The organism is Variovorax sp. J31P207 (genome assembly GCF_030316965.1).
GTDB classification, from domain to species: domain Bacteria; phylum Pseudomonadota; class Gammaproteobacteria; order Burkholderiales; family Burkholderiaceae_C; genus Variovorax; species Variovorax ginsengisoli_B.
Genome location: NZ_JASZYN010000005.1, coordinates 400119 through 422996 on the forward strand (window position 1 = coordinate 400119; position 22878 = coordinate 422996).

Annotated in this window: 23 protein-coding genes and 1 pseudogene; 13 read left to right on the forward strand and 11 right to left on the reverse strand. The window is 69.0% G+C overall.

Annotation, left to right across the window (positions count from 1 at the left end):
- Nucleotide 1 precedes the first annotated feature (1 nt).
- From QTI68_RS19765 to QTI68_RS19790, 6 genes are all read right to left on the reverse strand, one after another.
- Complete coding sequence (locus QTI68_RS19765; RefSeq protein ID WP_286523744.1) at nucleotides 2–1102, reverse strand: Gfo/Idh/MocA family protein; 1101 nt, start codon at nucleotides 1100–1102, stop codon at nucleotides 2–4.
- Nucleotides 1099–2037 (reverse strand): glycosyltransferase, encoded by a 939-nt coding sequence (locus QTI68_RS19770; protein WP_286523745.1) that lies wholly within the window; start codon nucleotides 2035–2037, stop codon nucleotides 1099–1101. The genes QTI68_RS19765 and QTI68_RS19770 overlap by 4 nt, the downstream gene beginning before the upstream one ends.
- On the reverse strand, nucleotides 1971–2864 hold the full coding sequence (locus QTI68_RS19775) for a glycosyltransferase (protein WP_286523746.1): 894 nt from the start codon (nucleotides 2862–2864) through the stop codon (nucleotides 1971–1973). The genes QTI68_RS19770 and QTI68_RS19775 overlap by 67 nt, the downstream gene beginning before the upstream one ends.
- Before the next feature lie 3 nt (nucleotides 2865–2867).
- Nucleotides 2868–4103, reverse strand: a complete 1236-nt coding sequence (locus QTI68_RS19780; RefSeq protein ID WP_286523747.1) for an ABC transporter ATP-binding protein — start codon at nucleotides 4101–4103, stop codon at nucleotides 2868–2870.
- Nucleotides 4093–4974, reverse strand: coding sequence for an ABC transporter permease (locus QTI68_RS19785; protein WP_286523748.1), 882 nt, complete (start codon nucleotides 4972–4974; stop codon nucleotides 4093–4095). Before QTI68_RS19785 ends, QTI68_RS19780 begins: the two co-directional genes overlap by 11 nt.
- A 152-nt stretch (nucleotides 4975–5126) precedes the next feature.
- The gene (locus QTI68_RS19790; protein WP_503011715.1) at nucleotides 5127–5786 is read right to left on the reverse strand and encodes a Crp/Fnr family transcriptional regulator; all 660 of its coding nucleotides are present in this window, start codon (nucleotides 5784–5786) and stop codon (nucleotides 5127–5129) included.
- Between the two features lie 202 nt (nucleotides 5787–5988).
- Here QTI68_RS19790 and QTI68_RS19795 point away from each other — a divergent pair, with 202 nt between their 5' ends.
- A complete protein-coding gene (locus tag QTI68_RS19795) occupies nucleotides 5989–6384 on the forward strand; it encodes a BLUF domain-containing protein (RefSeq protein ID WP_286523750.1) in 396 nt (131 codons plus the stop codon).
- Between the two features lie 18 nt (nucleotides 6385–6402).
- Here the strand turns inward: QTI68_RS19795 and QTI68_RS19800 are convergent, their stop codons facing one another.
- Nucleotides 6403–6714 (reverse strand): DUF2917 domain-containing protein, encoded by a 312-nt coding sequence (locus tag QTI68_RS19800; protein ID WP_286523751.1) that lies wholly within the window; start codon nucleotides 6712–6714, stop codon nucleotides 6403–6405.
- Between the two features lie 142 nt (nucleotides 6715–6856).
- Here QTI68_RS19800 and QTI68_RS19805 point away from each other — a divergent pair, with 142 nt between their 5' ends.
- The gene (locus QTI68_RS19805) at nucleotides 6857–7840 is read left to right on the forward strand and encodes a LysR substrate-binding domain-containing protein (protein WP_286523752.1); all 984 of its coding nucleotides are present in this window, start codon (nucleotides 6857–6859) and stop codon (nucleotides 7838–7840) included.
- A gap of 129 nt (nucleotides 7841–7969) precedes the next feature.
- On the opposite strand, the gene QTI68_RS19810 is transcribed toward QTI68_RS19805, so the two are convergent.
- On the reverse strand, nucleotides 7970–8587 hold the full coding sequence (locus QTI68_RS19810) for a 5-formyltetrahydrofolate cyclo-ligase (RefSeq protein ID WP_286523753.1): 618 nt from the start codon (nucleotides 8585–8587) through the stop codon (nucleotides 7970–7972).
- Nucleotides 8588–8596: 9 nt separating this feature from the next.
- On the opposite strand from QTI68_RS19810, the gene QTI68_RS19815 reads away from it, so the two are divergent.
- The 8 genes from QTI68_RS19815 to QTI68_RS19850 all read left to right on the forward strand — a co-directional run bounded on the left by QTI68_RS19815 (nucleotide 8597) and on the right by QTI68_RS19850 (nucleotide 18003).
- Nucleotides 8597–10618: a lytic transglycosylase domain-containing protein gene (locus QTI68_RS19815; RefSeq protein WP_286523754.1), complete on the forward strand. Its 2022-nt coding sequence runs from the start codon at nucleotides 8597–8599 to the stop codon at nucleotides 10616–10618.
- 19 nt (nucleotides 10619–10637) lie between these two features.
- Complete coding sequence (locus QTI68_RS19820) at nucleotides 10638–11270, forward strand: mechanosensitive ion channel family protein (protein ID WP_286523755.1); 633 nt, start codon at nucleotides 10638–10640, stop codon at nucleotides 11268–11270.
- An 82-nt stretch (nucleotides 11271–11352) separates the two neighbouring features.
- Nucleotides 11353–11916, forward strand: a complete 564-nt coding sequence (locus QTI68_RS19825; protein ID WP_286523756.1) for an MgtC/SapB family protein — start codon at nucleotides 11353–11355, stop codon at nucleotides 11914–11916.
- Between the two features lie 32 nt (nucleotides 11917–11948).
- Complete coding sequence (locus QTI68_RS19830) at nucleotides 11949–12632, forward strand: glutathione S-transferase family protein (RefSeq protein WP_286523757.1); 684 nt, start codon at nucleotides 11949–11951, stop codon at nucleotides 12630–12632.
- Between the two features lie 31 nt (nucleotides 12633–12663).
- Complete coding sequence (locus QTI68_RS19835; protein ID WP_286523758.1) at nucleotides 12664–13929, forward strand: multifunctional CCA addition/repair protein; 1266 nt, start codon at nucleotides 12664–12666, stop codon at nucleotides 13927–13929.
- A 62-nt stretch (nucleotides 13930–13991) separates the two neighbouring features.
- Nucleotides 13992–14759, forward strand: a complete 768-nt coding sequence (gene otsB, locus QTI68_RS19840; RefSeq protein ID WP_286523759.1) for a trehalose-phosphatase — start codon at nucleotides 13992–13994, stop codon at nucleotides 14757–14759.
- Entirely contained in the window at nucleotides 14756–16621 is a 1866-nt protein-coding gene (locus QTI68_RS19845) for a glycoside hydrolase family 15 protein (RefSeq protein ID WP_286523761.1), read from the forward strand. Before otsB ends, QTI68_RS19845 begins: the two co-directional genes overlap by 4 nt.
- Nucleotides 16618–18003 (forward strand): alpha,alpha-trehalose-phosphate synthase (UDP-forming), encoded by a 1386-nt coding sequence (locus QTI68_RS19850; RefSeq protein ID WP_286523762.1) that lies wholly within the window; start codon nucleotides 16618–16620, stop codon nucleotides 18001–18003. The genes QTI68_RS19845 and QTI68_RS19850 overlap by 4 nt, the downstream gene beginning before the upstream one ends.
- A gap of 12 nt (nucleotides 18004–18015) precedes the next feature.
- On the opposite strand, the gene QTI68_RS19855 is transcribed toward QTI68_RS19850, so the two are convergent.
- Entirely contained in the window at nucleotides 18016–18426 is a 411-nt protein-coding gene (locus tag QTI68_RS19855) for an energy transducer TonB (RefSeq protein WP_286523763.1), read from the reverse strand.
- A gap of 73 nt (nucleotides 18427–18499) precedes the next feature.
- Nucleotides 18500–18826: a hypothetical protein gene (locus QTI68_RS19860; protein WP_286523764.1), complete on the reverse strand. Its 327-nt coding sequence runs from the start codon at nucleotides 18824–18826 to the stop codon at nucleotides 18500–18502.
- Between the two features lie 177 nt (nucleotides 18827–19003).
- Between QTI68_RS19860 and QTI68_RS19865 the strand changes: the two genes are divergently transcribed.
- Nucleotides 19004–20458, forward strand: a complete 1455-nt coding sequence (locus QTI68_RS19865; protein WP_286523765.1) for an aminotransferase-like domain-containing protein — start codon at nucleotides 19004–19006, stop codon at nucleotides 20456–20458.
- A gap of 6 nt (nucleotides 20459–20464) precedes the next feature.
- Here QTI68_RS19865 and QTI68_RS19870 read toward each other — a convergent pair whose 3' ends face one another.
- Complete coding sequence (locus tag QTI68_RS19870) at nucleotides 20465–21520, reverse strand: DMT family transporter (protein WP_286523767.1); 1056 nt, start codon at nucleotides 21518–21520, stop codon at nucleotides 20465–20467.
- Nucleotides 21521–21631: 111 nt separating this feature from the next.
- Here QTI68_RS19870 and QTI68_RS19875 point away from each other — a divergent pair, with 111 nt between their 5' ends.
- Together QTI68_RS19875 and QTI68_RS19880 are read left to right on the forward strand one after the other, a co-directional pair.
- The gene (locus QTI68_RS19875) at nucleotides 21632–22618 is read left to right on the forward strand and encodes a chromate resistance protein ChrB domain-containing protein (RefSeq protein ID WP_286523768.1); all 987 of its coding nucleotides are present in this window, start codon (nucleotides 21632–21634) and stop codon (nucleotides 22616–22618) included.
- Between the two features lie 14 nt (nucleotides 22619–22632).
- A pseudogene (locus tag QTI68_RS19880) lies at nucleotides 22633–22866 on the forward strand (chromate transporter); the annotation flags it as partial.
- Nucleotides 22867–22878 lie beyond the last annotated feature (12 nt).

Consider the following 22878-nt stretch of genomic DNA (forward strand, 5'->3'; position numbering starts at 1 on the left):
GTCACGCGGCCTCCACGAGCTGGTGGGCGCGGATGGACTCTTCCGGATCGAAATAAGGCATGTCCATCAGTCGCTTGCGGGCGTACATGGTTTCGACGAGCGACAGCGCGGCCATGGCCGTGCCGCCGCTGACGCGGGGCTTGCGGTTCTCGCGGACCGCGTCCACCACGTCCTTCCACTGCGCGGTGAAGGCGCCAAGGTACCCGTGGGCCGGGGTCGAATACGTGGCGGTGCTGCCGTATTGCAGGCGGCTCGTTGCCAGTTGCGGGACGGGCACGCCGTCGATCTCGATCAGCAGGTCGGTCGCCTGCCCGGTGCGCCACGTGACGGTCGCGCGTTCGAACTCGACGCGATAGCAGTTGGCCAGCTCCACATCCCAACTGAGGCGGATGTCGGCCTCGGTTCCGCCAGGCCAGCGCAGCTTGGCGGCGCTGTTGATCTCCACGCCGCCCATGGCATCGTCGGCATAGTCCACGACCTCGGGCAGGCCGAGCCACGACACCAGGATTTCGAGCATGTGGATGCCGATGTCCAGGGTGACGCCGCCGCCGCCCTCCTGCCGGATGAAGAAACCCGCCGACGCGGCCGGCCAGCGGAACATGCCGCCCTCGTCGGCCACGATGCGGCGCACCGGCCCGAACACCCCGGAGGCGATCATGGTGCGGATGGTCTCGATGGCCGGGAAGAAGCGCCGGAAGTGCCCGACCGCGAGCATGCGGCCCAGCCGATCCGCTTCGCTGCGCATGGTGCGCGCCTCGGCGACGCTGGCACAGATCGGCTTTTCGACCAGCAGGTTGTAGCCGCGCCCGAGCAGCGACAGCGCGAGATCCGCATGGCTGCGCGCCGGCGTCGCGATCAGCGCGATGTCGGCTTCGCGCGCACGCTCGAGGTCGTTGTAGCACTTGGCCGAGGGGAAGAGGTGCTGGCAACGCGCCAGTCGCGCTTCGCTGCGGTCCACCAGGCCGACGACTTCGAGCCACCCCTGCCGCTCTGCCGCGCGCGCCGCCGGGCCCTGGTACTCCTCCACCACCGCGCCGCAGCCGATGATGAGGACCTTGAGCGGAGCCTCCGCCTTGTTCTCGCTTGCGCTCTCGCTATTCATTTCTTGATCCGAAAAACCAGTCGCAGTTGCCGGACCAACAGGACGGGATTGCGCAGCAGGATGCCGGCCGCACGCAACTTGCCGCCGGGTGAGCGGACCACGTCCCGCAGCAGCGGCCGCATCGTCAGCGAGAAGCCGGCGAAACCGGCACGCCTCGCCTCGCGGCACGCACGGCAGTCCGCATGGGCGGGCGCATTGCGGCCGATGACCCGGCTCCCGGCGCGCCACATCACTTCCACGTTCCTGCTCATGCTGCCCGGCACGATGCGGTAGACGCTGCGCATGTCGCGTGCGAGCCCGAATTTGCCGCCACTCGCGGCGATGCGCAGCCAGAGGTCCCAGTCCTCGCAGGAGCGCAGGCCGACATCGAAGAGACCGACCTGCGAGAGGATCTCGCGGCGTATGACGAAGGTGTTCGGGGGGCCGATGCAGGCCCGCAGCAGCGTGTGCAAGGCATCGACGGAGAGGTCCCGCCCGCCGAACTCGCTGATGACCGTGTCCCCGCCTTCGTCCACCACGTCGGCATAGCCGTGCACCACATCGAGGTCCGGGGACTGCGCGAAGGCGCGCGCCGCCGCGGCGAGCATGCCGGGGCGCAGGAAGTCGTCCGAATCGAGGAAGAGCAGATACCGGCCGCTCGAGCGCAGGATGCCGCGATTGCGTGCCGCGCACAGCCCCGCATTCGGCTGGCGGATCACGATCACGCCTTCATAGCGGCTCGCGACTTCGGAGGCGTTGTCGGGCGAACCGTCGTCCACCACGATCACCTCGAGATCCACGTCGCGCGCCTGCGCCAGGGCCGCCTCGATCGCCTTCGGCAGCAGATGCGCCTGCTTGTAGCAAGGGATGATGACGCTGAATTCCGGCATCAATGCGACCCTTGCCGCCGCCACAGACTGGAAACACCGTCGCGCAGCACCAGCGGCCAGAAGCACACCGGCAGCCGCGCCACTTCGCGCAGCGCCTCCGAGATCGACGTGCGCGCGCGCTGGCGCAGCATCGGTGCGAAGGCCATGTTGTAGACGTAGCGCGCGCCGCCCTGCAACGCATGGCGCGCAGTGACGCGACGCAAGGTCGGCGAACCGACCGGCAGGCGCGACGCCATGCCGACCACCTGCCGGATGCCTCGCCACATGGCCTGCCCGTTCTTGCTCAGCGAGCCGCCGCGCAGGCGGTACACCGCGAGCGAGTGGTCCATGCGAACCCACTTGTCGGTCGCCGCCGCGATGCGCAGCCAGAGGTCGAGGTCCTCCGCGTGATGAAGCCCGGGCCGGAACAGGCCGCTGCGCGCCAAGACTTCGCGCCGCACGATGATGCCGTTGGTCGGCACCGGTTCCCCGCGCAGGACGCTGAGGAAGGCCGTGGGTTGCAGGCTGGGCGCGCCATGGCGGTCGACCGGACGGCCTTCGTCGTCGACGACCTGCATGCCGCAGACGAACACATCGGCATCCGGATTCGCAGCCAGCGCCGACTCGAACGCTGCGCGGTAGCCCGGCAGAAGCAGATCGTCGCTGTCGAGGAACAGCACGAATTCCGCCCGGCTTTCGAGGATCGCGCGGTTCCGCGCCACCGAAGGGCCGGCATTGCGCTGGCGGATCACGCGCACGCCGTCACAACGCTCGGCGTAGTCGGCCGAGCCGTCGCTGGAGCCGTCGTCCACCAGCAGCACCGGAACACGGTTGTCCCGCCACGCCGAGGCCAGGGTTTCCGACAGCGTCGCGGCGGAGTTGTACGAGGCCGTGAGGGCTTCCAGCGTCGCCATGGCTCACGCCTGTTGCGAAACGATGCTGTGGGCAGACAGGCGGCTCGCGAGCCTCAGCACACCATGGCGGCCTTCGTAGGCACGCGGCGCACCGGGCAGGGCGACGGGATGCACTTCGAGTTGCACGCACTCCGGCGCGGAAAACACTTCCTTGCCCGCCACGTCGTGCATATAGAAATCGATGAAGTAGCGGCCCGGCATCAGGCTCATCCGCTCCAGCACGAGCCGGAACGAGAAGCGCCCGTCGTAGCGCTGGAAATCCACCGATTCCTCGGGTCCCCAGACTTCGGAAAGGGTGACGCCGTTGGAGTCGTGCCAGCGGAAGAACGGAATGCACAGCGGTGTCGGTTCGATCGCCTCGAGTTCGAACTCGATCTCAAGGGGCTCCAGGAAATCGACGTCGCCCACGGCCGTCTGCGCGCCGTTGATCAGCATGTCCACCAGTTGCAGCTTGGACGACTTGCCGTACCGCGCCTGCACCGCCACCGGCGCCCGTGTCGCGTATTCGGCCAGCACCTCGTCGACCGAGCCCTGGCGTATCAGCCTGCCGCTCTGGAGCAGCAGGCCCCTGGTGCACAGCGCCTTCACCGCGGCGATGTTGTGGCTCACGAAGAGCACCGTCTTGCCTTCCTGGCTGCTGACGTCCTTCATCTTGCCCAGGCACTTCTGCTGGAACTGCGTGTCGCCGACCGCGAGCACCTCGTCGACGATCAGGATCTCGGGGTTCAGGTGCGCGGCCACCGCGAACGCGAGGCGCACGTACATGCCGCTCGAATAGCGCTTGACCGGCGTGTCGAGAAAGCGCTCGACCTCGGCGAAATCGACGATGGCGTCGAACTGCCGGTCGATGTCGCGCTCGCGCATCCCGAGGATCGAGCCGTTGAGGTAGATGTTCTCGCGTCCGGTGAGCTCGGGATGAAAGCCCGTCCCGACCTCCAGCAGCGAGCCGACCTTGCCGTACAGGCGCACTTCGCCCGCCGTGGGCTCGGTAATTCGGCTCAGCACCTTCAGCAGCGTGCTCTTGCCCGCGCCATTGCGGCCGACGACGCCGACCACGTCGCCCTTCTTGACGTCGAACGACACATCGTCGAGCGCCCTGAAGGTCTCGTACTCCTGGCGGCTGAAGACGCTCTTGAGCGCCGCGAATGCGGCCTCGGTGACCCGGCTGTGCGGGGCCATGTGCGCGATCCGGTACTCCTTGCTGAGTCCACGGACGGATAGGGCCAGATCAGATGACATCGGCAAATCTCCGCTCCGCGCGCTGGAAGATCATGGCGCCCACCAGGAACAGCACCACGGAGACCACGGCACTCCAGGCAACGGAGCTCCAGTTCATCGTCGGCGTGCCGAGCACGGCCCACCGGAACGATTCGAGGATGCCGACCATCGGGTTGATCGCGGCGAGCCATTGCGCCGACTGAGGAATGCTCGATGCGGCGTAGGCCACCGGACTCGCCCACAGCAGGAACTGGCTGAGAACCGGAATGACGTAGCGCACATCGCGATAGCTGACATTGAGCGCCGCGGTCCAGAAACCGAGCCCGAGCGCCAGCAGGATCGCCATGAGCATCGAGACCGGCAGGAAGAGCAGCGCGAAAGTCGGCGGAATGCGGTAGATCACGAGCAGCGCCGCCATCACGACCGCGCCGACGCCGAAGTCCAGCAGCACGCCGCGCACCGTCGACAGCGGCAGCACGATGCGCGGGAAGTAGATCTTGCTGACCAGCCCCGAATTGCCGACCAGCGAATCACTGGCCTTCTGGAAGATCTGGATGAACGTGTTCCAGATCAGCAGGCCGGCAAAACCGAAGACGAAGTACGGAATGCGCGCGTCGCCTGTCGGCAGGTTGGCTACCGCCCCGAAAACGAAGGCAAACAGCGCCGCACCGATGAGCGGTTGCAGCACCACCCAGAGCACGCCGACCGCCGTCTGCCTGTAACGCAGCCGCACGTCGCGCAGCGCGAGGATGCGTAACAGGTCGCGGTACTCCAGCACATCCCGCCAGGGGAAGAAAGCGGCACGACGCTGCGGCTTGATAATAAGGTGAGGTTCACCTGCATTCGACATTGACGAAAGACCCTCCGAGCCTGAGAGCACCGAGGAGTCCATGCGAGACAGCCTCAGAGACATTAGTTGCACGATGATACACGTCAGAATTAACTCTTAACTACTAACATTCGGCCGACTGTGCGAAACGCCACGGTGCTATCCCTCTCGCAGTATCTGACGGTCCGTCGATCGTGCGAACGTCACGGCGACACTCAGATCAGCGGCAAGGGCTGCATCGGCCGTTCGAAATAGTCGCCCAGCGTCTCCAGGGCGTGCGGCTCCAGGATGCGCAGCCAGCCGCTGTCGAGCTTGTAGAGCCCCAGGCGCTGCAGGCGCCGCAGCGTCTTGTTGGTGTGCACCAGCGACAGGCCCAGCGCATCGGCGATGTGCTGCTGGTTGAAGGGGAACTCGGCCCAGCCGTCGCGCACCATGCCGGCGCGCTCCGCGCGCCGGTACAAATGCATCAGCAGCATCGCGACCCTTTCGCTCGCGTTGCGCCGGCCGGCCGTCACGAGGTTGTCGTCGACCAGCTTCTCCTCGCGCGCCGCCAGCCAGGTGATGTGGTAGCCGAGCTTGGGACGGGCATGGAACAAGTTCCACAGAGCGTCGCGCTCGAAGCTGCACATCGTGGTGTCAGTCACGGCCTCCACGCCGTGCGTGTGGCCGTCGGCGAATTCATCCTGCAGCCCGATGAAGTCGCCCGGCAGCAGGAAGCCGAGGATCTGGCGCCGCCCGTCGCTCAGCGTCTTGAAGCGAAAGGCCCATCCCGAATACAGCGTGAAGAGCTGGGGCGAAGGCCGGTCCTCGCTGACGATGACGCCGCCGGCTTCGACCACCCGGGTGCCGCTGCGGAAGGACTGGATGGTGCGCACCTCGTCGGAGCCGACCGCGAGAAACGCGGGGTTCGCGCGCAGCGTGCATTCCTCGCAAGGATGGGCACACCGAGGCGGGTGGGATGGCGCTGGATAGTCCTCGAACTTCACTCGAACACTATAGGGCAGGGCACTGTGTCTTTTGACGTTTTCTCCGGGCGGGACGACTCCTACACTTCAGGCGCCCTCCCTCGGACAACGAATGCCGGAACTCGAAGAAATCCTCTATTGCAGCCTGTTGGCACCCGACCAACCCACCCATGTCGTCGGCCGCATCGTGACCCAGGCCCGTTCGCGCAACGCCAGCGCCGGCATCACGGGCCTGCTGGTGTTCGACGGCATGCGGTTCTGCCAGCATTTCGAGGGGCCGGTGGCGCCGGTGCGCGCGCTGCTGGCGCGGCTGAAAGCCGACCCGCGCCATACCGAACTGCGCGTGCTGCACCAGGGCAGCCTGGCCGCGCGGCGCTACCAGCGTTTCGAGATGGGGCTGGCCGAAGTCGAGTTCCAGGACGACCTGGCCGACATCGCGCAGCTGCAGGGCGACCAAGCCCTGCAGCGGTTCATCGCGCTGCGGCCACGCTTCGACATCGGCGGCTGAGCCTCCGGCGCTCGAGGCTCAGGCGGCGTCCCAGCTGTAGGTGGCGCCGTGGCTGTCCCACGGTTCCATCACGATCCGCTCGCCGGCAGCCACCGCCAGCGACTCGCCGGGCGCCAGCACCAGGTCTTCGCTGCCGGCATGGGCGGTGGCGTCGCGGGTCACCCAGACCCGGCCCTGGCGGATGCGCAGCACGCTCGCGCCCGACGCCTTGAGGCTCATGGCGTGGCCGGCATCGAGCTGCCAGGCACCGCGGCGCACGGCCGGCGGCACGGCAGCCGGGCGGGCCAGGGTGGCGGACGAAAGCGAGGGCGAGGTGTAGACAGCGGACATGAGGGACTCCTGAGGTGACTGTGCGCAATGGCGCGCTTCGGGAATGAATGATCTTCCTCGGCTCGTTGGCAGTCCAATGAAAACGCGGTAGCCTACTGATTCCGGTTTCGCATCAATCAACCTTCGGCCGAGGCCCCGTCCCGTGCTCCATTCCCAGACCCACCTGCGTTCCAGGCCGATCTCGGCCGGCCACCTGCGCGCCTTCGAGGCGGTCGCCCGGCACCTGAACTTCCGTGCCGCCGCCGAGGAAATGGCCCTGACCCAGTCGGCCGTCAGCCGCCAGATCCAGTCGCTCGAAGAAGAGGTCGGCGTCAGCCTGTTCCTGCGCCATACGCGGGCGGTGGAGCTCACCGGCGCCGGGGCCCAGCTGCTGCTGGCGGTGCAGCAGTCGCTGCCGCGCATCGACGGTGCGGTGCGCCAGATCCGCCAGAACGCGGGCCGCAAGAGCGTCTCGCTCACCACCTTCGCCTCCTTCGCCTCGATGTGGCTGATCCCGCGCCTCGAGGCCTTCCAGCGCGACAACCCCGAGATCGACATCCGCATCGACGCCAGCGATGTCGCGCTCGACATGGACATCGCCGACGTCGACATCGCGCTGCGCTACGGGCCGCGCGAGCACATGCCGCCGGGCGCGCACCGGCTGTTCGGCGAAACCATCACGCCGGTGGCCAGCCCCTGGCTGATCAAGAGCAACCCGGCGATCAAGGCGCCGGCCGACATCGCCCGCTTCACCTTGATCGAGGCCGGCGACGCCCATCGCACGCACCTCGAATGGCTCACCTGGCGCCGCTGGTTCGAGGTCAACGACATGCTGCGGGCCCAGCCGCGGCGCTGGCTGTACTTCAACTACGCCTACCAGATGGTGCAGGCCGCGCTGACCGGCCAGGGGGTGGTGCTGGCGCGCAGTTCGCTGATCGCCGAGAGCCTGGCCAACGGCGACCTGGTCGAGGTGCTGCCGCACCACCGCATGGATTCGCCGATGGCCTACTGGCTGATCACCGGCCCGCGCAGCGCACCCCGGCCCGAGATCCAGGCCTTCTGCGAGTGGCTGCAGGCCCAGGCCGTGACGACCCGGGAAACGATCGGCGAGGTGCCGGACCCCGACACCCTCGACAACATTGATTGACTTCAAGCGGCCGGCGCAGCCAGGCCCGTTGGTGAAACACCGAGGAACCGGCTTTGCCGGGCCTCTGGTGTTGCCCCCGGCAGGGGGTGGGCGCCCGGACACGAAGTGCCGGGCAACCTGGGGGCGAGCTCAAGAGATCGGCCAGACGACGCCGTTGTCGTTGAGGATGGCGTCCAGTGGGAGATCGTGCGCTTCCGGCTCGAAATCGTCGAGGAAGCCGCCGGTGTAGCCGAGCCCGACCGTGAACGGGCGCGGCTCCAGCGCGGCCAGCGTGCGATCGTAGAAGCCGCCGCCGTAGCCCAGCCGGTAGCCGCCCGCGCTGTAGCCCAGACAGGGCACGAACAGCAGCGTCGGCACGATCAGCTCGGTGTCCTTGGGCTTGGGGATGTCGAAGGCGTCGTTCTCCATCGGGCAGCCGGGATACCAGGCGTGGAAAGTCAGCGTCTTGTGGACCCGGTCGACCACCGGCAGGCCGATGCGGCGGCGCTGCGGCTCGTCGAGCAGCTCGCCGTCTTCCTTCCAGCGGTGCAGCGCCGGCAGCGGGTCGAATTCGCCCTTGATCGGCCAGTAGGCGCCGATGACGGTGTCCGGCCGGCCCACCAGCCAGATCCGCATCACGCGCTGGAGCAGGTCGGCGCGCGCGAGGCGGTCAGGCATGGCCAGGCGCTGCTCGATCAGCGCGGCACGCAGTTGTCCCTTGAGAAAAGTGGCCGTTTCCGAGGTGTCGGCACCCTTTGACTTGTCCATAATCCCCCGATGCAGTTCGCAAGCATTTTGGCATCCGCGCGGCGCCTTCCCCGCACCTCTTTTTCCACCCTCGCTTTTTCGCTCGCCCTGGCCACCGCCGCCCTGTGGCAGCCGGCCCGCGCGCAGAGCGGCGGCGACGACGTCCTGCTGCAAATGAAGCAGGCCGCCCAGCGCGGCGACAAGGCCCGCCTGTCGGCCCTGCTGCCGCAGGCGCGCGGCCATGCGCTCGAACCCTGGGCCGCCTATTGGGAGCTGAAGGCCCGGCTCGGCGAGAGCAGCACCCAGGAAGTACAGGATTTCATGGCCCGCTACGCCGGCACCTACCAGGAAGACCGGATGCGCAACGACTGGCTGCTGCTGGCCGGCCAGCGCCGCGACTGGGACAGCTTCGGCAGCCTGCACCCGGCCTACCGCATGAACGACGATGCCCAGGTGAGCTGCTATGCGATCCTGGTCGAGACCCTGCGCTCGGGCACCGCCAGCCAGGCCCAGGCCGACGAGGTCCGTCGCCACTGGTTCGCCCAGCGCGATCTCGATGACGGCTGCCTGACCGCCGCCGACCGCATGATCGGCGCCCGCCTGATGTCGCCCAACGACGCCTGGAAGAAGGCCCGGCTGGCGATCGAGGCCAACCGGCCGCAGGCAGCCCGCGCCGCGGTCACGCTGGTGGCACCCGACGCCATCGCCCTGTTCGACGAAATGAACGCCAACCCGGCCAAGTTCCTGGCCGGCCGTGCCACCGCGGTCGCCAAGTCGCGCCGCGAGCTGGTGGTGCTGGCCCTGATCAAGATGACCGTGGCCGATCCGGGCGTGGCCGCCGCGCAGCTCGAGGGCAAGTGGGACACCACGCTGTCGACCGAGGAGCGCAACTGGCTTTGGGGCGCCATCGGCCGCCAGTTCGCGACCAAGCTGTCGCCGCTGGCCGGCAGCTACTTCGCCAACGTCACCAAGCTCGGCGACCTGACCGACGACATGCTGGCCTGGAAGGCCCGCGCGGCGCTGCGCACCGGCAGCTGGAAAGACGTCCAGGCCGCCGTCGACGCCATGAGCGAGGCGCAGCAGCAAGACCCAACCTGGGTCTACTGGAAGGGCCGCGCCCTGCTGGCCGGTGGCGGCGAAGAGCGCCGCAGCCAGGCCCGCATCCTGTTCGAGAGCATCGCCGGCACCCGCGGCTTCTACGAGCTGCTGGCGCTAGAGGAGCTCGGCCAGCGCGCCGCCGTGCCGACCAAGCCGGCGCCGCTCACGGCAGAGGAAAAAGCCGCCGCCCGCAGCAACCCGGCGCTCAACCGCGCGCTCTACGCGATCGCGATCGGGCTGCGCCCCGAAGGCACGCGCGAATGGAACTACGCCACCAACCTGCACGACAAGGGCGGGATGGGCGACCGCGAGCTGCTGGCTGCCGCCGACCTGGCCTGCCAGCGCGAGGTCTGGGACCGCTGCATCAACACCAGCGAGCGCACCAAGGGCGTGATCGACGTCGACCAGCGCTTCCCGATGCCCTTCCACGACGCCGTGCTGCGCAAGAGCCAGGAGATCGGCCTCGACCCGGCCTACGTCTACGGCCTGATCCGGCAAGAGAGCCGCTTCATCATGGACGCGCGCTCGGGCGTCGGCGCCTCCGGCCTGATGCAGGTGATGCCCGCCACCGCGCGCTGGACGGCCAAGAAGATCGGGCTGGCCGACTTCACGCCGGGCCAGATCACCGACCGCGACACCAACATCACGATCGGCACCAACTACCTCAAGCTGGCGCTGGACGACTTCGACGGCTCGATGGCGCTGGCCGCGGCGGCCTACAACGCCGGCCCGGGCCGGCCGCGCAGCTGGCGCAACGGACCGACCATGGAAGCCGCGATCTGGGCCGAGAACGTGCCCTTCAACGAAACCCGCGACTACGTCAAGAAGGTGCTCGCGAACACGACCAACTACGCCGCCGTGATCAGCGGCCAGCCGCAGTCGCTCAAGTCGCGGCTGGGCAACGTGGGGCCGCGCAATGCGGCCGAGCCGGAGCCCAACAAGGACCTGCCCTGAGGCGCTCGCGAACCGGGCAATGAACCGAACCCTCCAGGGCCTGCGCGCCCAGTTCCCTCCCTGGGCCATCGAATGGCTCGAAGTCATCGTCCCGCTGGCGCAGGTGGCGCTGATCCTGCTGGGCGCCTGGCTGCTGGTGCGCTTCGCGCGGCGCCTGATCGAGCGCGTGACCACCGGCTATGCGTTGCCGGGCAACGTGGACCTGGTCACGCGGCGCACGGTCGCCTTCCTGATCTACAGCGGCGCGCTGCTCTGGGGCCTGGAGCGGCTGGGCGTCTCGGGCACCGTGCTCTGGACCGCCTTCACCAGCTTCGCCGCCGTCGGCGCGGTGGCCTTCTTCGCCGCCTGGAGCGTGCTGTCGAACATCTTCTGCGCGCTGCTGATCTTCACCACGCGGATGTTCTGGCCCGGCGACACGATCGAAGTGCTCGAGAACGGCGAGAAGCCCGGCCTCAAGGGCCGGGTGCTCGACATCAACCTGGTCTTCACCACGCTGGAAGAAAGCGGCAGCGCGCAGGGCGGGACCACGCTGAAGATCCCCAACAGCATGTTCTTCCAGCGCGCCGTGCGCCGCTGGCACGGCAGCGCGCCCGCGTTGCCGCGCACGGTCGACCTGACGCCACGGCCTTCCACCGAGGCCCCGCCCGGCTGAGCGGCGCGAAAGTGCCGCCGTCCTACAGTCGGGCGCGCGCCGCCCGGCGACACTGCGGCCACCCCGACTTCCGCCCCGCAGCATGGCCGCCTCCGTCTGGGCGGCGACCACCGAGGTGCTCGCCGCCGAGTTCTCCGACGTTCCCGATCTCCCGCAGGTGCTGCGCATCGCCGTGCGCCTCACCCTGGCCTCGGTGCTCGGCTTCCTGCTCGGCTTCGAGCGCGAGCAGCACGGCAAGGCCGCGGGGGTACGCACCCACATGCTGGTCGCCATCGGCTCGGCGATGTTCGTGCTGGTGCCGCAGCAGGCCGGCATCGAGCCGGCCGACATGAGCCGGGTGATCCAGGGCCTGGTGGCGGGCGTCGGCTTCCTGTGCGCCGGCACCATCCTCAAGCAGGGCCGGGACGAACAGCAGGTGCAGGGCCTCACGACCGCGGCCGGCCTCTGGATGACGGCCGCGATCGGCATGGCCTGCGGCCTCGGGCGCGAAGTGACCGCCGTGCTGAGCGCCCTGCTGGCGCTGGCGGTGCTGGCGCTGGTGCCCCGGCTGGTGGCGCTGGTCGAACGGGTGGTCGGGCCGCCCGCCGACAAGGACGCCAAGCCCCGCGTGATCGCCACGCCGGACGACACGGCCGGGCGCCGCTAGCATGGAGGGCTTTGCAACACCGGAGGCCCTTCATGACCCAGCTCTACATCGGAAACAAGAACTACTCGTCCTGGTCGATGCGGCCCTGGGTGCTCATGAAGCAGGCCGGCATCCCGTTCGAGGAAGTGGCCCTGCGCTTCGACTCCTTCGACACCGGCTCGCAATTCAAGAACGCCATCGGCGCGCTCAACCCGGTCGCCAAGGTGCCGGTGCTGGTCGACGATGGCCTGGTGGTCTGGGACACCCTGGCCATTGCCGAGTACCTGGCCGAGACCCATCCCGACAAGAAGTTGTGGCCGCAGGCGGCGGCCGACCGTGCCCGCGCGCGCAGCATCTGCGCCGAGATGCATTCGGGATTCGGCGGGCTGCGCGGCCATTGCGGCATGAACATCGAGGCCTCGCTGCCCGAAGTCGGCGCCAGGCTGCTGCGCGAACAGCCGGAGGTGAAATCCGATCTCGAGCGCATCGTCCAGATGTGGGCCGACCTGCTGGCCCAGCACGGCGGTCCGATGCTGTTCGGCGAGTTCACGATCGCCGACGCCTACTTCGCGCCGATCGGAACCCGCATCAAGACCTACGGCCTGCCGGTGCCTGCCGCCATCACGGCCTACATCGAACGCGTGCAGGCCCTGCCGGGCGTCAAGGCCTGGATCGACGACGCGCTGGCCGAGAAGGACTTCCTCCCCTTCGAGGAGCCCTATCGCAGCGGCCGCTGAGGCCAGGGCGTGTTCGCCCTAGACTCGCGGCATGCAAACCTATCTCGTCGGCGGCGCGATCCGCGATGCGCTGCTCGGCCGGGCCGGCAGCGACCACGACTGGGTCGTGGTCGGCGCCACGCCCGAGCAGATGGCGGCGCGCGGCTTCCTGCCCGTGGGGCGCGACTTCCCGGTCTTCCTGCACCCCGAAACCCGCGAGGAGTACGCTCTGGCGCGCACCGAGCGCAAAAGCGCGCCGGGCTATCGCGGCTTCGTGGTCCACGCGGCGCCCGACGTCACGCTCGAGCAGGACCTGGCGCGGCGCGACCTGACGATCAACGCGATCGCGCTGCCGGCGGACAAGCTCGCCGCCTCGGACCGGCTGGACATCGACCCGGCCGACCTGGTCGACCCCTTCCAGGGCCAGCGCGACCTGCGGCGCAAGCAGCTTCGCCACGTGACCGAGGCCTTCCGCGAAGATCCGGTGCGCATCCTGCGGGTCGCGCGCTTCGCGGCCCGCTTCGCCGATTTCGACGTCGCGCCCGAAACCCTGGCCCTGATGCGCGAGATGGTCGAGGCCGGCGAGGCCGACGCCCTGGTGCCCGAGCGGGTCTGGCAGGAACTCGCCCGCGGACTGATGGAAGGCCGGCCCTCGCGCATGTTCGAGCTGCTGCGCGCCTGCGGCGCCCTCGCGGTGCTGCTGCCCGAGGTCGACCGCCTGTGGGGCGTGCCCCAGCCCGCGGCGCACCATCCCGAAGTCGACACCGGCGTTCACCTCATGATGGTGCTGGACATGGCGGCCCGGCTCGCGGCGCCGCTGGGCGTGCGCTTCGCCTGCCTGGTGCACGACCTCGGCAAGGGCACGACGCCGGCCGACGCGCTGCCGCGCCACATCGGCCACGAGCAGCGCAGCGCCCGGCTGCTGCGCGCGGTCTGCGAGCGCTGGCGGGTGCCGGTGGAAGTGCGCGAGCTGGCCGACGTGGTGGCGCGCGAGCACGGGAACATCCACCGCAGCGGCGATCTGAATGCCGCCGCGATCGTCCGCCTGCTGGAGCGCTGCGATGCCTTCCGCAAGCCCGAGCGCTTCGACGAGGTGCTGCTGGCCTGCGAGTGCGACGCACGGGGACGCCTCGGCCTGGAGGACACGCCCTATCCGCCGCGCCCCCGCCTCCTGGCCGCCCTGGCGGCGGCGCGTGCGGTGGCCACCGAGCCCATCGCCCGCGAAGCCCAGGCCAACGGTGCCGCGGGCCCGAAGATCGGCGAGGCCATCGCACGGGCCCGGGTCGCGGCGGTCGCGGCCGCGCTGCCTGCACCCTGAGTTTCGAATAGGGGCATTGGCCGACGCGCCGCGGCGCGCGACTCTGCTATGGTTTTCCCTCCATGCAGAAGCCTCCCCGACTCACGCCCGACGCGGCCCTGTTCCTCGACTTCGACGGCACGCTGGTGGACCTCGCCGAAACGCCCGAGGCGATCCGCGTGCCACCCGCCATGGTGGGGCTGCTCGGCGACCTCCGCGATCTGCTCGGCGGTGCGCTGGCGGTCGTCTCGGGGCGCCAGATCGACGTCCTCGACCGCTTCCTGGCCCCGCTGCGACTGCCCGCCGCCGGCGAGCACGGCGTCCAGCGCCGCGACGCCGAAGGTCGGATGCAGGAGCAGCGCGCCCCTGACCTGACGCGGGTCCTCGATGCCGCCAACGAACTGGCGCGGGTGCACGAAGGCCTGCTGGTGGAGCGCAAGCACGCCGCCATCGCCCTGCACTACCGGCTCGCACCGCAGCTCGAGGCGGTCTGCCGCGACGCCATGGCGCGGATCATCTTCGACCAGCCGCAGCTGGAGCTGATGCACGGCAAGTTCGTCTTCGAGGTCAAGCCCGCGGGCATCCACAAGGGCGGCGCGATCGCCGCCTTCATGGACGAGGCGCCGTTCGCCGGCCGGGTCCCGGTGTTCGCCGGCGACGACACCACCGACGAGAACGGCTTTGCCGTGGTCCAGCCGCGCGGCGGCATCGCGATCAAGGTGGGCTCTGGCCCCAGCCAGGCGCTGCACCGGCTCGACTCGCCGCGGGCGGTGTTCGAGTGGCTGATCGCGGCCCGCGACCAGCTGGCCTCGCCGCCCCTTCCAGAAACCCCGAAAAGGACCGACGAATGACATCCGCCACCGCAGAGGCCGCCGCCGAAGACCACGCGGGCCCCTCCCCGGCGCCCGCGCCAGGGGGCTTCGGTCCGCCGGCGCCCGCCTCGCTGGATGTCGGCGTGATCGGCAACTGCGCCTACAGCGCCCTGGTCGACGCCCGCGGCCGCGTGGTCTGGTGCTGCCTGCCGCGCTTCGATGGCGACCCGGTCTTCAACGCGCTGCTCGATCCCGGTACGGACGCCAGCGCCTGGGCGATCGAGATCGAGGATTTCGCCTCGTCGACGCAGTGGTACGAGCCGAACACCGCGGTGCTGCGCACCCGGCTTTACGACAGCGCCGGCCAGGGGATCGAGATCACCGACCTGGCGCCGCGCTTCCACAGCCGCTCGCGCTACTTTCGCCCGCTCACGATGGTGCGGCGGGTCAAGCCGATCAAGGGCACGCCGCGGATCCGCGTGTCGCTGGCACCGCGCTTCAACTGGGGCGCGCAGGCACCGGTCGTCACCCGCGGCAGCAACCACATCCGGTACGTCGGGCCCGACTTCACGCTGCGGCTCAACACCGACGCCTCGGTCTCGCACATCCTTTCGCGCCAGCCCTTCGTACTCTCGCGCGAACACAACTTCGTGCTCGGCGCCGACGAGACGCTGACCGACGGCATCGCCGACACCGCGCGCCATTTCGAGCAGGAGACCATTGCCTACTGGCGCACCTGGAGCAAGCGGCTGGCGATCCCGTTCGAATACCAGGAGGCCGTGATCCGCGCCGCGATCACGCTCAAGCTTTCGCTGTACGAGGACACCGGCGCGATCGTCGCCGCGATGACCACCAGCATCCCCGAGGCGCCGGGCAGCCAGCGCAACTGGGACTACCGCTACTGCTGGCTGCGCGACGCCTTCTTCGTGGTGCGCGCGCTCAACAGCCTGTCCGAGGTCGGCACCATGGAGGACTACCTGCGCTGGCTGTCGAACGTGGTGATCGGCTCGCACGGCAAGCACATCCAGCCGCTCTACGGCATCGGCCTGGAGCCCGAGCTGCCCGAGTCCTTCGTCGAAGGGCTGGGCGGCTACCGCGGCATGGGGCCGGTGCGCGTCGGCAACCAGGCGCAGGAGCATTTCCAGCACGACGTCTACGGCAACATCGTGCTCGGCGCGGCCCAGTCCTTCCACGACCACCGGCTGCTGAGCCGGGCCGGCGTCAACGAGTTTCCCTACCTCGAAGCGGTCGGCGAACAGGCGATCCGGGTCTATGGCACGCCCGACGCCGGCATGTGGGAGCTGCGCACGCGGGCCCGCGTCCACACCAGCTCGGCCCTGATGAGCTGGGCCGCCTGCGACCGGCTCGCGAAGATCGCGCGCACCCTGAACCTGCCCGAGCGCGCGGCCTACTGGCACGGCCATTCGTCGCGGATGCGCGAAGAGATCCTGGAGAAATCGTGGTGCGAGGAGCGCCAGGCCTTCGCCGAGAGCTTCGGCGGCCACGAGCTCGATGCCAGCGTGCTGCTGATGGTCGAGGTCGGTTTGATCGACGCCCGCGACCCGCGCTTCATCTCGACCGTCGAGGCGATGGAGAAGTCGCTCTGCGACGGCCCCTACATGCGCCGCTACGAGGCCGCCGACGATTTCGGCAAGCCCGAGACCGCCTTCAACATCTGCACTTTCTGGCGCATCGACGCCCTGGCCAAGATCGGCCGCAAGGCCGAGGCGCGGCAGATCTTCGAGACCATGCTGGCGGCGCGCAACCCGCTCGGGCTGCTGTCCGAGGACACCCACCCGGTGACCGGCGAGATGTGGGGCAACTTTCCGCAGACCTACTCGATGGTCGGCATCATCAATGCGGCAGTGAGGCTATCGGCACCCTGGGATTCGTGCATATGAGTCGATTGGTCGTTGTATCGAACCGGGTCGCCGACCCGCGCAAGCCGGCTGCCGGCGGCCTTGCCGTGGCGCTCGGCGAAAGCCTGCAGCAGAGCGGCGGCCTGTGGTTCGGCTGGAGCGGCGCGATCGTCGAAGAAGGTCCGACCGGCGAGGGAGAACTGCACAGCCAGCAGGCCGGCAAGGTCACGCTGGCCACCATCGACCTCAGCCGCGAAGACCACGACAGCTACTACCTCGGCTACAGCAACGACGTGCTCTGGCCGGTGTTCCACAACCGGCTCGACCTGGCGCACTTCGATGCCGGCTTCATCGGCGGCTACCGGCGCGTGAACCAGCTGTTCGCGCGCAAGCTGATGCCGCTGCTGCTGCCCGACGACATCATCTGGGTCCACGACTACCACCTGATCCCGTTGGCGGCCGAACTGCGCGCGATGGGCTGCAAGCAGCGCATCGGCTTCTTCCTGCACATCCCGCTGCCGCCGCAGATCATCATCGCGGCCATTCCGCAGCACGAGTGGCTGATGCGCTCGCTGTTCGCCTACGACCTGATCGGCTTCCAGGCCCAGCAGGACGTGCAGCACTTCGAGCACTACGTGCGCAACGAGGCGCACGGCGAATTGCTCGGCGACCACCAGTACCGCGCCTACGGCCAGACCGTGTGCTGCAACGCGTTTCCGATCGGCATCGATGTCGACGAGTTCGCCGCGCTCACGCACGCCAAGGAATCGCGCGACATGTACGAGACCATGAAGCGCGAGTATTCGAGCCGCCGCCTGCTGCTGGGCATCGACCGGCTCGACTACTCGAAGGGCATCCCGCAGCGCGTGCGCTCGTTCCGCGAGCTGCTGGCCAACTACCCCGAGAACCGGCGCAGCGCGACCCTGATCCAGATCGCCTCGCCGACCCGCGAGACGGTCGATGCCTACGGCGACATCCGGCGCGAACTCGAATCGCTGTGCGGCGCCATCAACGGCGACTACGGCGAGCTCGACTGGATGCCGGTGCGCTACATCCACCGCATGGTCGCCCGCAAGCGCGTGCCGGGCCTGTGCCGCGCCGCCGCGGTCGGGCTGGTGACGCCGCTGCGCGACGGCATGAACCTGGTGGCCAAGGAATACATCGCGGCCCAGGACCCGGCCGACCCGGGGGTGCTGGTGCTGTCGCGCTTCGCCGGCGCGGCCGAGCAGCTCAAGGAAGCGCTGCTGGTGAATCCGTACGACACCCACGGTACCGCCGAGACCGTGCAGCAGGCCCTGCAGATGCCGCTGGGGGAACGCCGCGAGCGGCACCAGAAGCTGCTGGCGCGCATCCGCGAGCAGGATGTGCACTGGTGGCGCGAAGGCTTCCTGAGCGCCCTGCGCGCGGCGGCGAACCTGCGCTGAGCCTGCAGGCCTCTACTTGGGCATCTCGGCGTTGACCGGCGCCAGCACGAAGTTGATCGGCACCTCGCGCCAGGTGACGGTGCCGTCCTGCGGCAGCGGCTTGAACTGCCAGCGCCGGACCGCGTCGACGGCCGCCTGGTCGAGCCGGATGAAGCCGCTCGACCTGCCGACCTCGACGCGGGTCGGCCGGCCGTCGGGCCCGGTCAGCACGCGCAGCAGCACCTGGCCCTGTTCGTTGTTCATCTTCGATTCGGACGGGTAGACCGCCGGCGCGTTGGGCGTCTGCGGCTTCCAGTCGGCGGTCTCCCCGGGGCCCAATCCCTGGCTCGCGCAACCCGCCGCCAGCAGGGCCGCGAGCAGCGGCGGGGCGAGCGTGGCGGACAGGCGCGTGCCCAAGGCACGGACGGCGGCGGATCTGGCCATGGGCATTCCTTTTCTTCGAAGTCGCGTCACCGCGTCGAGCGCGGGCCTGCGAAGTATAGGAAGCCCGCAAAGCCTAGCCGCGCCAGGCGACCTGGCCGGTGAGCAGCTGCACCAGCCGCGCCACCAGGGGGGCGGCCGGCGCCGGCTGCGCAGCCGGCAGGGCCCGGAACTCGGCCGGCGACAACGCGCAGATCTCGATCCAGCCGCCGCGCTCGACCACGTGGACATCGCCCGCCTGCAGCGGCGTCTTGACGCTGAACACGGTTTCGCCGAACCAGCCCGGTGGCGACACCACGTTCACGCAGCCTTCCAGCACCCACAGCGCATGGCCGGGATCGACCGCCATTCGCAGCGCCTGGCCCGGCAGCAGCCGCGTGGTTTCGTGAAGCTCGCTTGTCATGGGACACCTCGGAAGGTTGTTGGGGATGGGGTCATCGTAGGCAGGCGGGCGCCCAAAAAACAGGCACAACGGCCGCCCTTCGAGGGCACAACAGAGCGCGGCAACGGCCATCTGTTACGGTCGTTCTTCTAGAATCTGCATCTGTTTAAGACCGGGGGCGTGCGCCAGCATCGAGCCATGGAACAGGCACCTCTCTACCGCCAGCTGGCCATCCACTACCTGGAGGCGATCCAGGCCGGCTCGCTCAAGGCGGGCGACAAGCTGCCCTCGCTGCGGGCGCTGATGCGGCTGCACGACATCAGCCTGTCGACCGCGCTGCAGCTGTGCCGCACCATGGAAGGAGAAGGCTGGGTCGAGGCCCGCGACCGCTCGGGCTACTTCGTGCGGCGTCCGCGCCGGCTCGCGATCGCGGCCATGGAAGAGCCCGCCGCCCATGTGGCGCCCGACCCGGCGCAGTACGTCGGCATCCATGCGAAGGTCTCGGAATTCGTCGCCCGCAGGCGCCAGGGCGAGGTGAGGATCGACTTCTCGCTGGCGCGCGGTGCGCCGGACCTCTATCCCGCGCAGGCGCTGCAGACGATCATGATGCGGCTGCTGCGCCAGCGGCCCGCGCTGCTGACGACCGCCGCGGCTTCGCGCAGCCTCACGCCCTTGCGCGAAGCCGCGGCGCGGCGCGGACTGCGCGCGGGCATGACGCTCGCGCCCGAAGAGGTGCTTTCCACCAACGGCTGCATCGAGGCGCTCAACCTCGCGCTGCGCGCCGTGGCCCAGCCGGGCGACACGGTGGCGGTCGAGTCGCCGACCTTCTACGGCCTGCTGCAGGTGCTCGAGAGCCTCGGCATGCGCGCCGTCGAGATTCCCACCAGCCCGCAGACCGGGCTGTCGGTCGAGGCCCTGGAGATGGCGCTCCAGGCCTACGACAACATCAAGGCGGTGGTGGTGGTGCCGCATCTGCAGAATCCGCTGGGCAGCGTCATGCCCGATGCGCACAAGCAGCGCCTGGTCGCGCTCTGCGAGCAGCACGGCGTGGCGCTGATCGAGGACGACACCTACAGCGAACTGCTCGACACCGACACGCCGGCGCGGGCGATCAAGTCATGGGACCGCACGGGCAATGTGATCCACTGCGCCTCGCTGCACAAGATCCTGGCGCCGGGCATGCGGCTGGGCTGGATTTCGGCCGGACGGTGGCATGGGCGGGTCGAGATGCTCAAGTACACGCAGACCCGCAGCAACGAGGAGCTGTCGCAGTGGACCGCCGGCGAATACATGGCCACCGGCGCCTTCGACCGGCATCTGCGGCGGCTGCGCGAACGCCTGCGGGAGCAGCGCGAGCGCACGGCCGATGCCATCGCGGCGCACTTCCCCCCCGGGACGCGGCTGAACCTGCCGCCGGGCGGACTGCAGCTGTGGGTCGAGCTGCCCGACCGGCTGTCGTCGATGACCGTCTTCGACCGGGCCTTGCGCGAGGGGATCCTGGTGGCGCCCGGCGCGCTGTTCTCGAACTCGTCGCGCTTCGATCACTACCTGCGCATCAACTGCGGCTGGCCCTTCACCGACGCGATCGAGGGCGGGCTGCGGCGGCTGGGGGAGATTGCTTGCGAGTCGGGGGCGGTGCGGATGGCGGCTTGAGGCGGGTCAATGCCCATGCCGATGATGCGCATCCGGCACGTGAGGATGCGAATGGCGCAAGGGCTCATGGACATGCCGATGACTGTGGGCGCCTGTCGGCATGGGGTCGTGCGCATGGTTGTGGTGCCCATCGTCGTGGCGATGGGCGTGTTCATGCGCCATCGCCTCGTGCGCATGCGCATGCCCGTGTGATTCGGCCAGGTGAAGGACGACGCCCGACGCCATCAGGACGCCCGCGACGGCCATGATCCAGCTGCCGCTGCGGTCGCCCATCGACATCGCCAGCGCGGCGCCGATGAACGGGGCGAAGGCGAACACGGAGCCGGTGCGCGCCGCACCGAACGCCCGCTGCGCCAACAGGTAGCAGCGCAAGCTCAGCCCGTAGCCGGTGGCGCCGACCGTCAGCAGTGCCGCTGCGGCGCCCAGCGTCGGAAGAGGATCGCGAAACACGACCGCCAGCACGGCGGTCGCGGCGGCACCGAGAACCGCCTTGGCCAACACCACTTGCGAAGGATCTCGCTCGGCCAGCGCCCGCGACAGCGTGTTGTCGGTTCCCCAGGCCAGCGTTGCCAGCAGCACGGCGAGCAGGCCCCAGAGCTGGTTGCCGCCGTGCCTGCCCTGGTCGAGTACCAGCGCGATCCCCCCGGCAATGAGCAGAAACATGGCGCACCACACCCGCCGGTCCAGGGTCTCGCCATACACGAGCCGCGCGAGCCATGCGGTGAACAGCGCCTCCAGCGTGAGCATGAGCGAGGCACCTGTCCCGCTGGTGTGCTGCAGGCCCCAGGCCAGCGCGACCGGGCCGAGCACCGCGCCGAAGCCCGCCATCGACATCAGCCGGGGCAGGTCCCCGCGCATCAGCTTCGCTTCCTTCGCGGCATGCTGCCGGGAAAGCGCCCCGACGATGGCCGCACCTGCGTAGAGCAACGCCGCCGTCGTGAAGGCCCCCAGGCCGGCACCCCACCGTTGCACGAGCGGCGTGCTGATGCCGAACAGCGCGGCCGCGAGCAGCGCCAGCAGGCCGCCGCGAAGCGCAGGCAAGTGGACTCGCGAAGCTTTCATGGTCGATCTGCTTCTACCACCACCCGGGTGGCGCGCCCGGAGCCGCGCTGCCTCCCTGCATGCGCCAAGGTCTTCATGTCACTATATCTACAAATATGTAGAATCTCCTACATGCAAAATGCAAGCCCATCGTGGCTATTGCTGGTCATCTCCCTGCCAACCACGAGCGCCACGGCCCGCATGCGGGTCTGGCGAGGCCTCAAGGCGCTCGGCTGCGTGGCCCTGCGTGACGGCGCGCATCTGCTGCCCGCCCGGCCCGAACTCGAACAGGCCCTGCAAGCGCTCGGTGACGAATGTCTGCGAGAGGGCGGCACCGCCTGGTTGATGGCCGTACAGGCTCGCTCCGCCGAAGAGGCCGCGACCTACTGCCAGCTTTTCGATCGCAGCGAGGACTATGCGGAGCTGCGCAAGGCATGGAAAGAGGCCTATCGTGGCTTGGCCTCCATGGGCGCGCCGGAACTCGCACGGCTGCAGCGAAAACTGCAGCGCGAGTTCGACGCCGCGCTCGCCATCGACTTCTTTCCGGGTGAGGCGAGCATCGAGGCAGAAGCGGCCTGGACCGATGTCAACGGCCGTATCGAGGCCCTGCTCTCGCCCGACGAGCCGCGCGAAACCAAGGGCCGCATTCCACGCCTCGACGCCGCCCAATACCAGGGCCGCCTGTGGGCGACCCGCCGCCGCTTGTGGGTCGACCGCGTGGCGAGCGCTTGGCTGATCCGCCGCTTCATCGATCAGGACGCCCGGTTCCAATGGCTCGCCAAGCCTTCCGACTGTCCGAAGCGCGCGCTCGGCTTCGACTTCGACGACGCGACCTTCACGCACGTCGGCGATCGCGTGACGTTCGAAACGCTGTTGGCCAGCTTTGACCTGGAAGGCGACCCCGCCCTCGCGCGACTCGGGGCCATCGTGCATGCGCTGGATGTCGGTGGCGATCCGGTCCCCGAAGCGAAGGGCTTCGAAGCCGTGATGTCGGGTGCACGGGAGAGGCTGGCCGACGACGACGCGCTGCTCGGCGAGATGAGCACGGTGCTCGATTCCCTGTATGCGCACTTCCAACGCGAAGCCCGGCGCAACAACGACACGCCCGAAGCCCGATGAGCGAGAAGACCGGCATGACGACAGACCGACCTTCACAGCCCAGCTATTCGATCTGGCAGCTCATTCGCTACATGCTCGCCCTGGGCACCTGGGGCTTCGGCGGCCCCGTGGCACTGGTCGGCTACATGTACCGCGACCTCGTCGAGAGACGCGGTTGGATCTCGGAAGGCGAATACAAGGAGGGCATGGCCCTCGCGCAGCTGATGCCGGGGCCGCTTGCCGCCCAACTGGCGATCTACCTGGGCTACGGCCTGGTGCTC

Excerpts from the sequence above, each read along its gene's own strand:
- QTI68_RS19765 (WP_286523744.1), bottom strand. The coding sequence starts at position 1,102 with ATGAATAGCGAGAGCGCAAGCGAGAACAAGGCGGAGGCTCCGCTCAAG.
- QTI68_RS19775 (WP_286523746.1), bottom strand. The coding sequence starts at position 2,864 with ATGGCGACGCTGGAAGCCCTCACGGCCTCGTACAACTCCGCCGCGACG.
- QTI68_RS19780 (WP_286523747.1), bottom strand. The coding sequence starts at position 4,103 with ATGTCATCTGATCTGGCCCTATCCGTCCGTGGACTCAGCAAGGAGTAC.
- QTI68_RS19785 (WP_286523748.1), bottom strand. The coding sequence starts at position 4,974 with ATGGACTCCTCGGTGCTCTCAGGCTCGGAGGGTCTTTCGTCAATGTCG.
- QTI68_RS19795 (WP_286523750.1), top strand. The coding sequence starts at position 5,989 with ATGCCGGAACTCGAAGAAATCCTCTATTGCAGCCTGTTGGCACCCGAC.
- QTI68_RS19800 (WP_286523751.1), bottom strand. The coding sequence starts at position 6,714 with ATGTCCGCTGTCTACACCTCGCCCTCGCTTTCGTCCGCCACCCTGGCC.
- QTI68_RS19810 (WP_286523753.1), bottom strand. The coding sequence starts at position 8,587 with ATGGACAAGTCAAAGGGTGCCGACACCTCGGAAACGGCCACTTTTCTC.
- QTI68_RS19815 (WP_286523754.1), top strand. The coding sequence starts at position 8,597 with ATGCAGTTCGCAAGCATTTTGGCATCCGCGCGGCGCCTTCCCCGCACC.
- QTI68_RS19820 (WP_286523755.1), top strand. The coding sequence starts at position 10,638 with ATGAACCGAACCCTCCAGGGCCTGCGCGCCCAGTTCCCTCCCTGGGCC.
- QTI68_RS19825 (WP_286523756.1), top strand. The coding sequence starts at position 11,353 with ATGGCCGCCTCCGTCTGGGCGGCGACCACCGAGGTGCTCGCCGCCGAG.
- QTI68_RS19830 (WP_286523757.1), top strand. The coding sequence starts at position 11,949 with ATGACCCAGCTCTACATCGGAAACAAGAACTACTCGTCCTGGTCGATG.
- QTI68_RS19835 (WP_286523758.1), top strand. The coding sequence starts at position 12,664 with ATGCAAACCTATCTCGTCGGCGGCGCGATCCGCGATGCGCTGCTCGGC.
- otsB (WP_286523759.1), top strand. The coding sequence starts at position 13,992 with ATGCAGAAGCCTCCCCGACTCACGCCCGACGCGGCCCTGTTCCTCGAC.
- QTI68_RS19845 (WP_286523761.1), top strand. The coding sequence starts at position 14,756 with ATGACATCCGCCACCGCAGAGGCCGCCGCCGAAGACCACGCGGGCCCC.
- QTI68_RS19850 (WP_286523762.1), top strand. The coding sequence starts at position 16,618 with ATGAGTCGATTGGTCGTTGTATCGAACCGGGTCGCCGACCCGCGCAAG.
- QTI68_RS19855 (WP_286523763.1), bottom strand. The coding sequence starts at position 18,426 with ATGGCCAGATCCGCCGCCGTCCGTGCCTTGGGCACGCGCCTGTCCGCC.
- QTI68_RS19860 (WP_286523764.1), bottom strand. The coding sequence starts at position 18,826 with ATGACAAGCGAGCTTCACGAAACCACGCGGCTGCTGCCGGGCCAGGCG.
- QTI68_RS19865 (WP_286523765.1), top strand. The coding sequence starts at position 19,004 with ATGGAACAGGCACCTCTCTACCGCCAGCTGGCCATCCACTACCTGGAG.
- QTI68_RS19870 (WP_286523767.1), bottom strand. The coding sequence starts at position 21,520 with ATGAAAGCTTCGCGAGTCCACTTGCCTGCGCTTCGCGGCGGCCTGCTG.
- QTI68_RS19875 (WP_286523768.1), top strand. The coding sequence starts at position 21,632 with ATGCAAAATGCAAGCCCATCGTGGCTATTGCTGGTCATCTCCCTGCCA.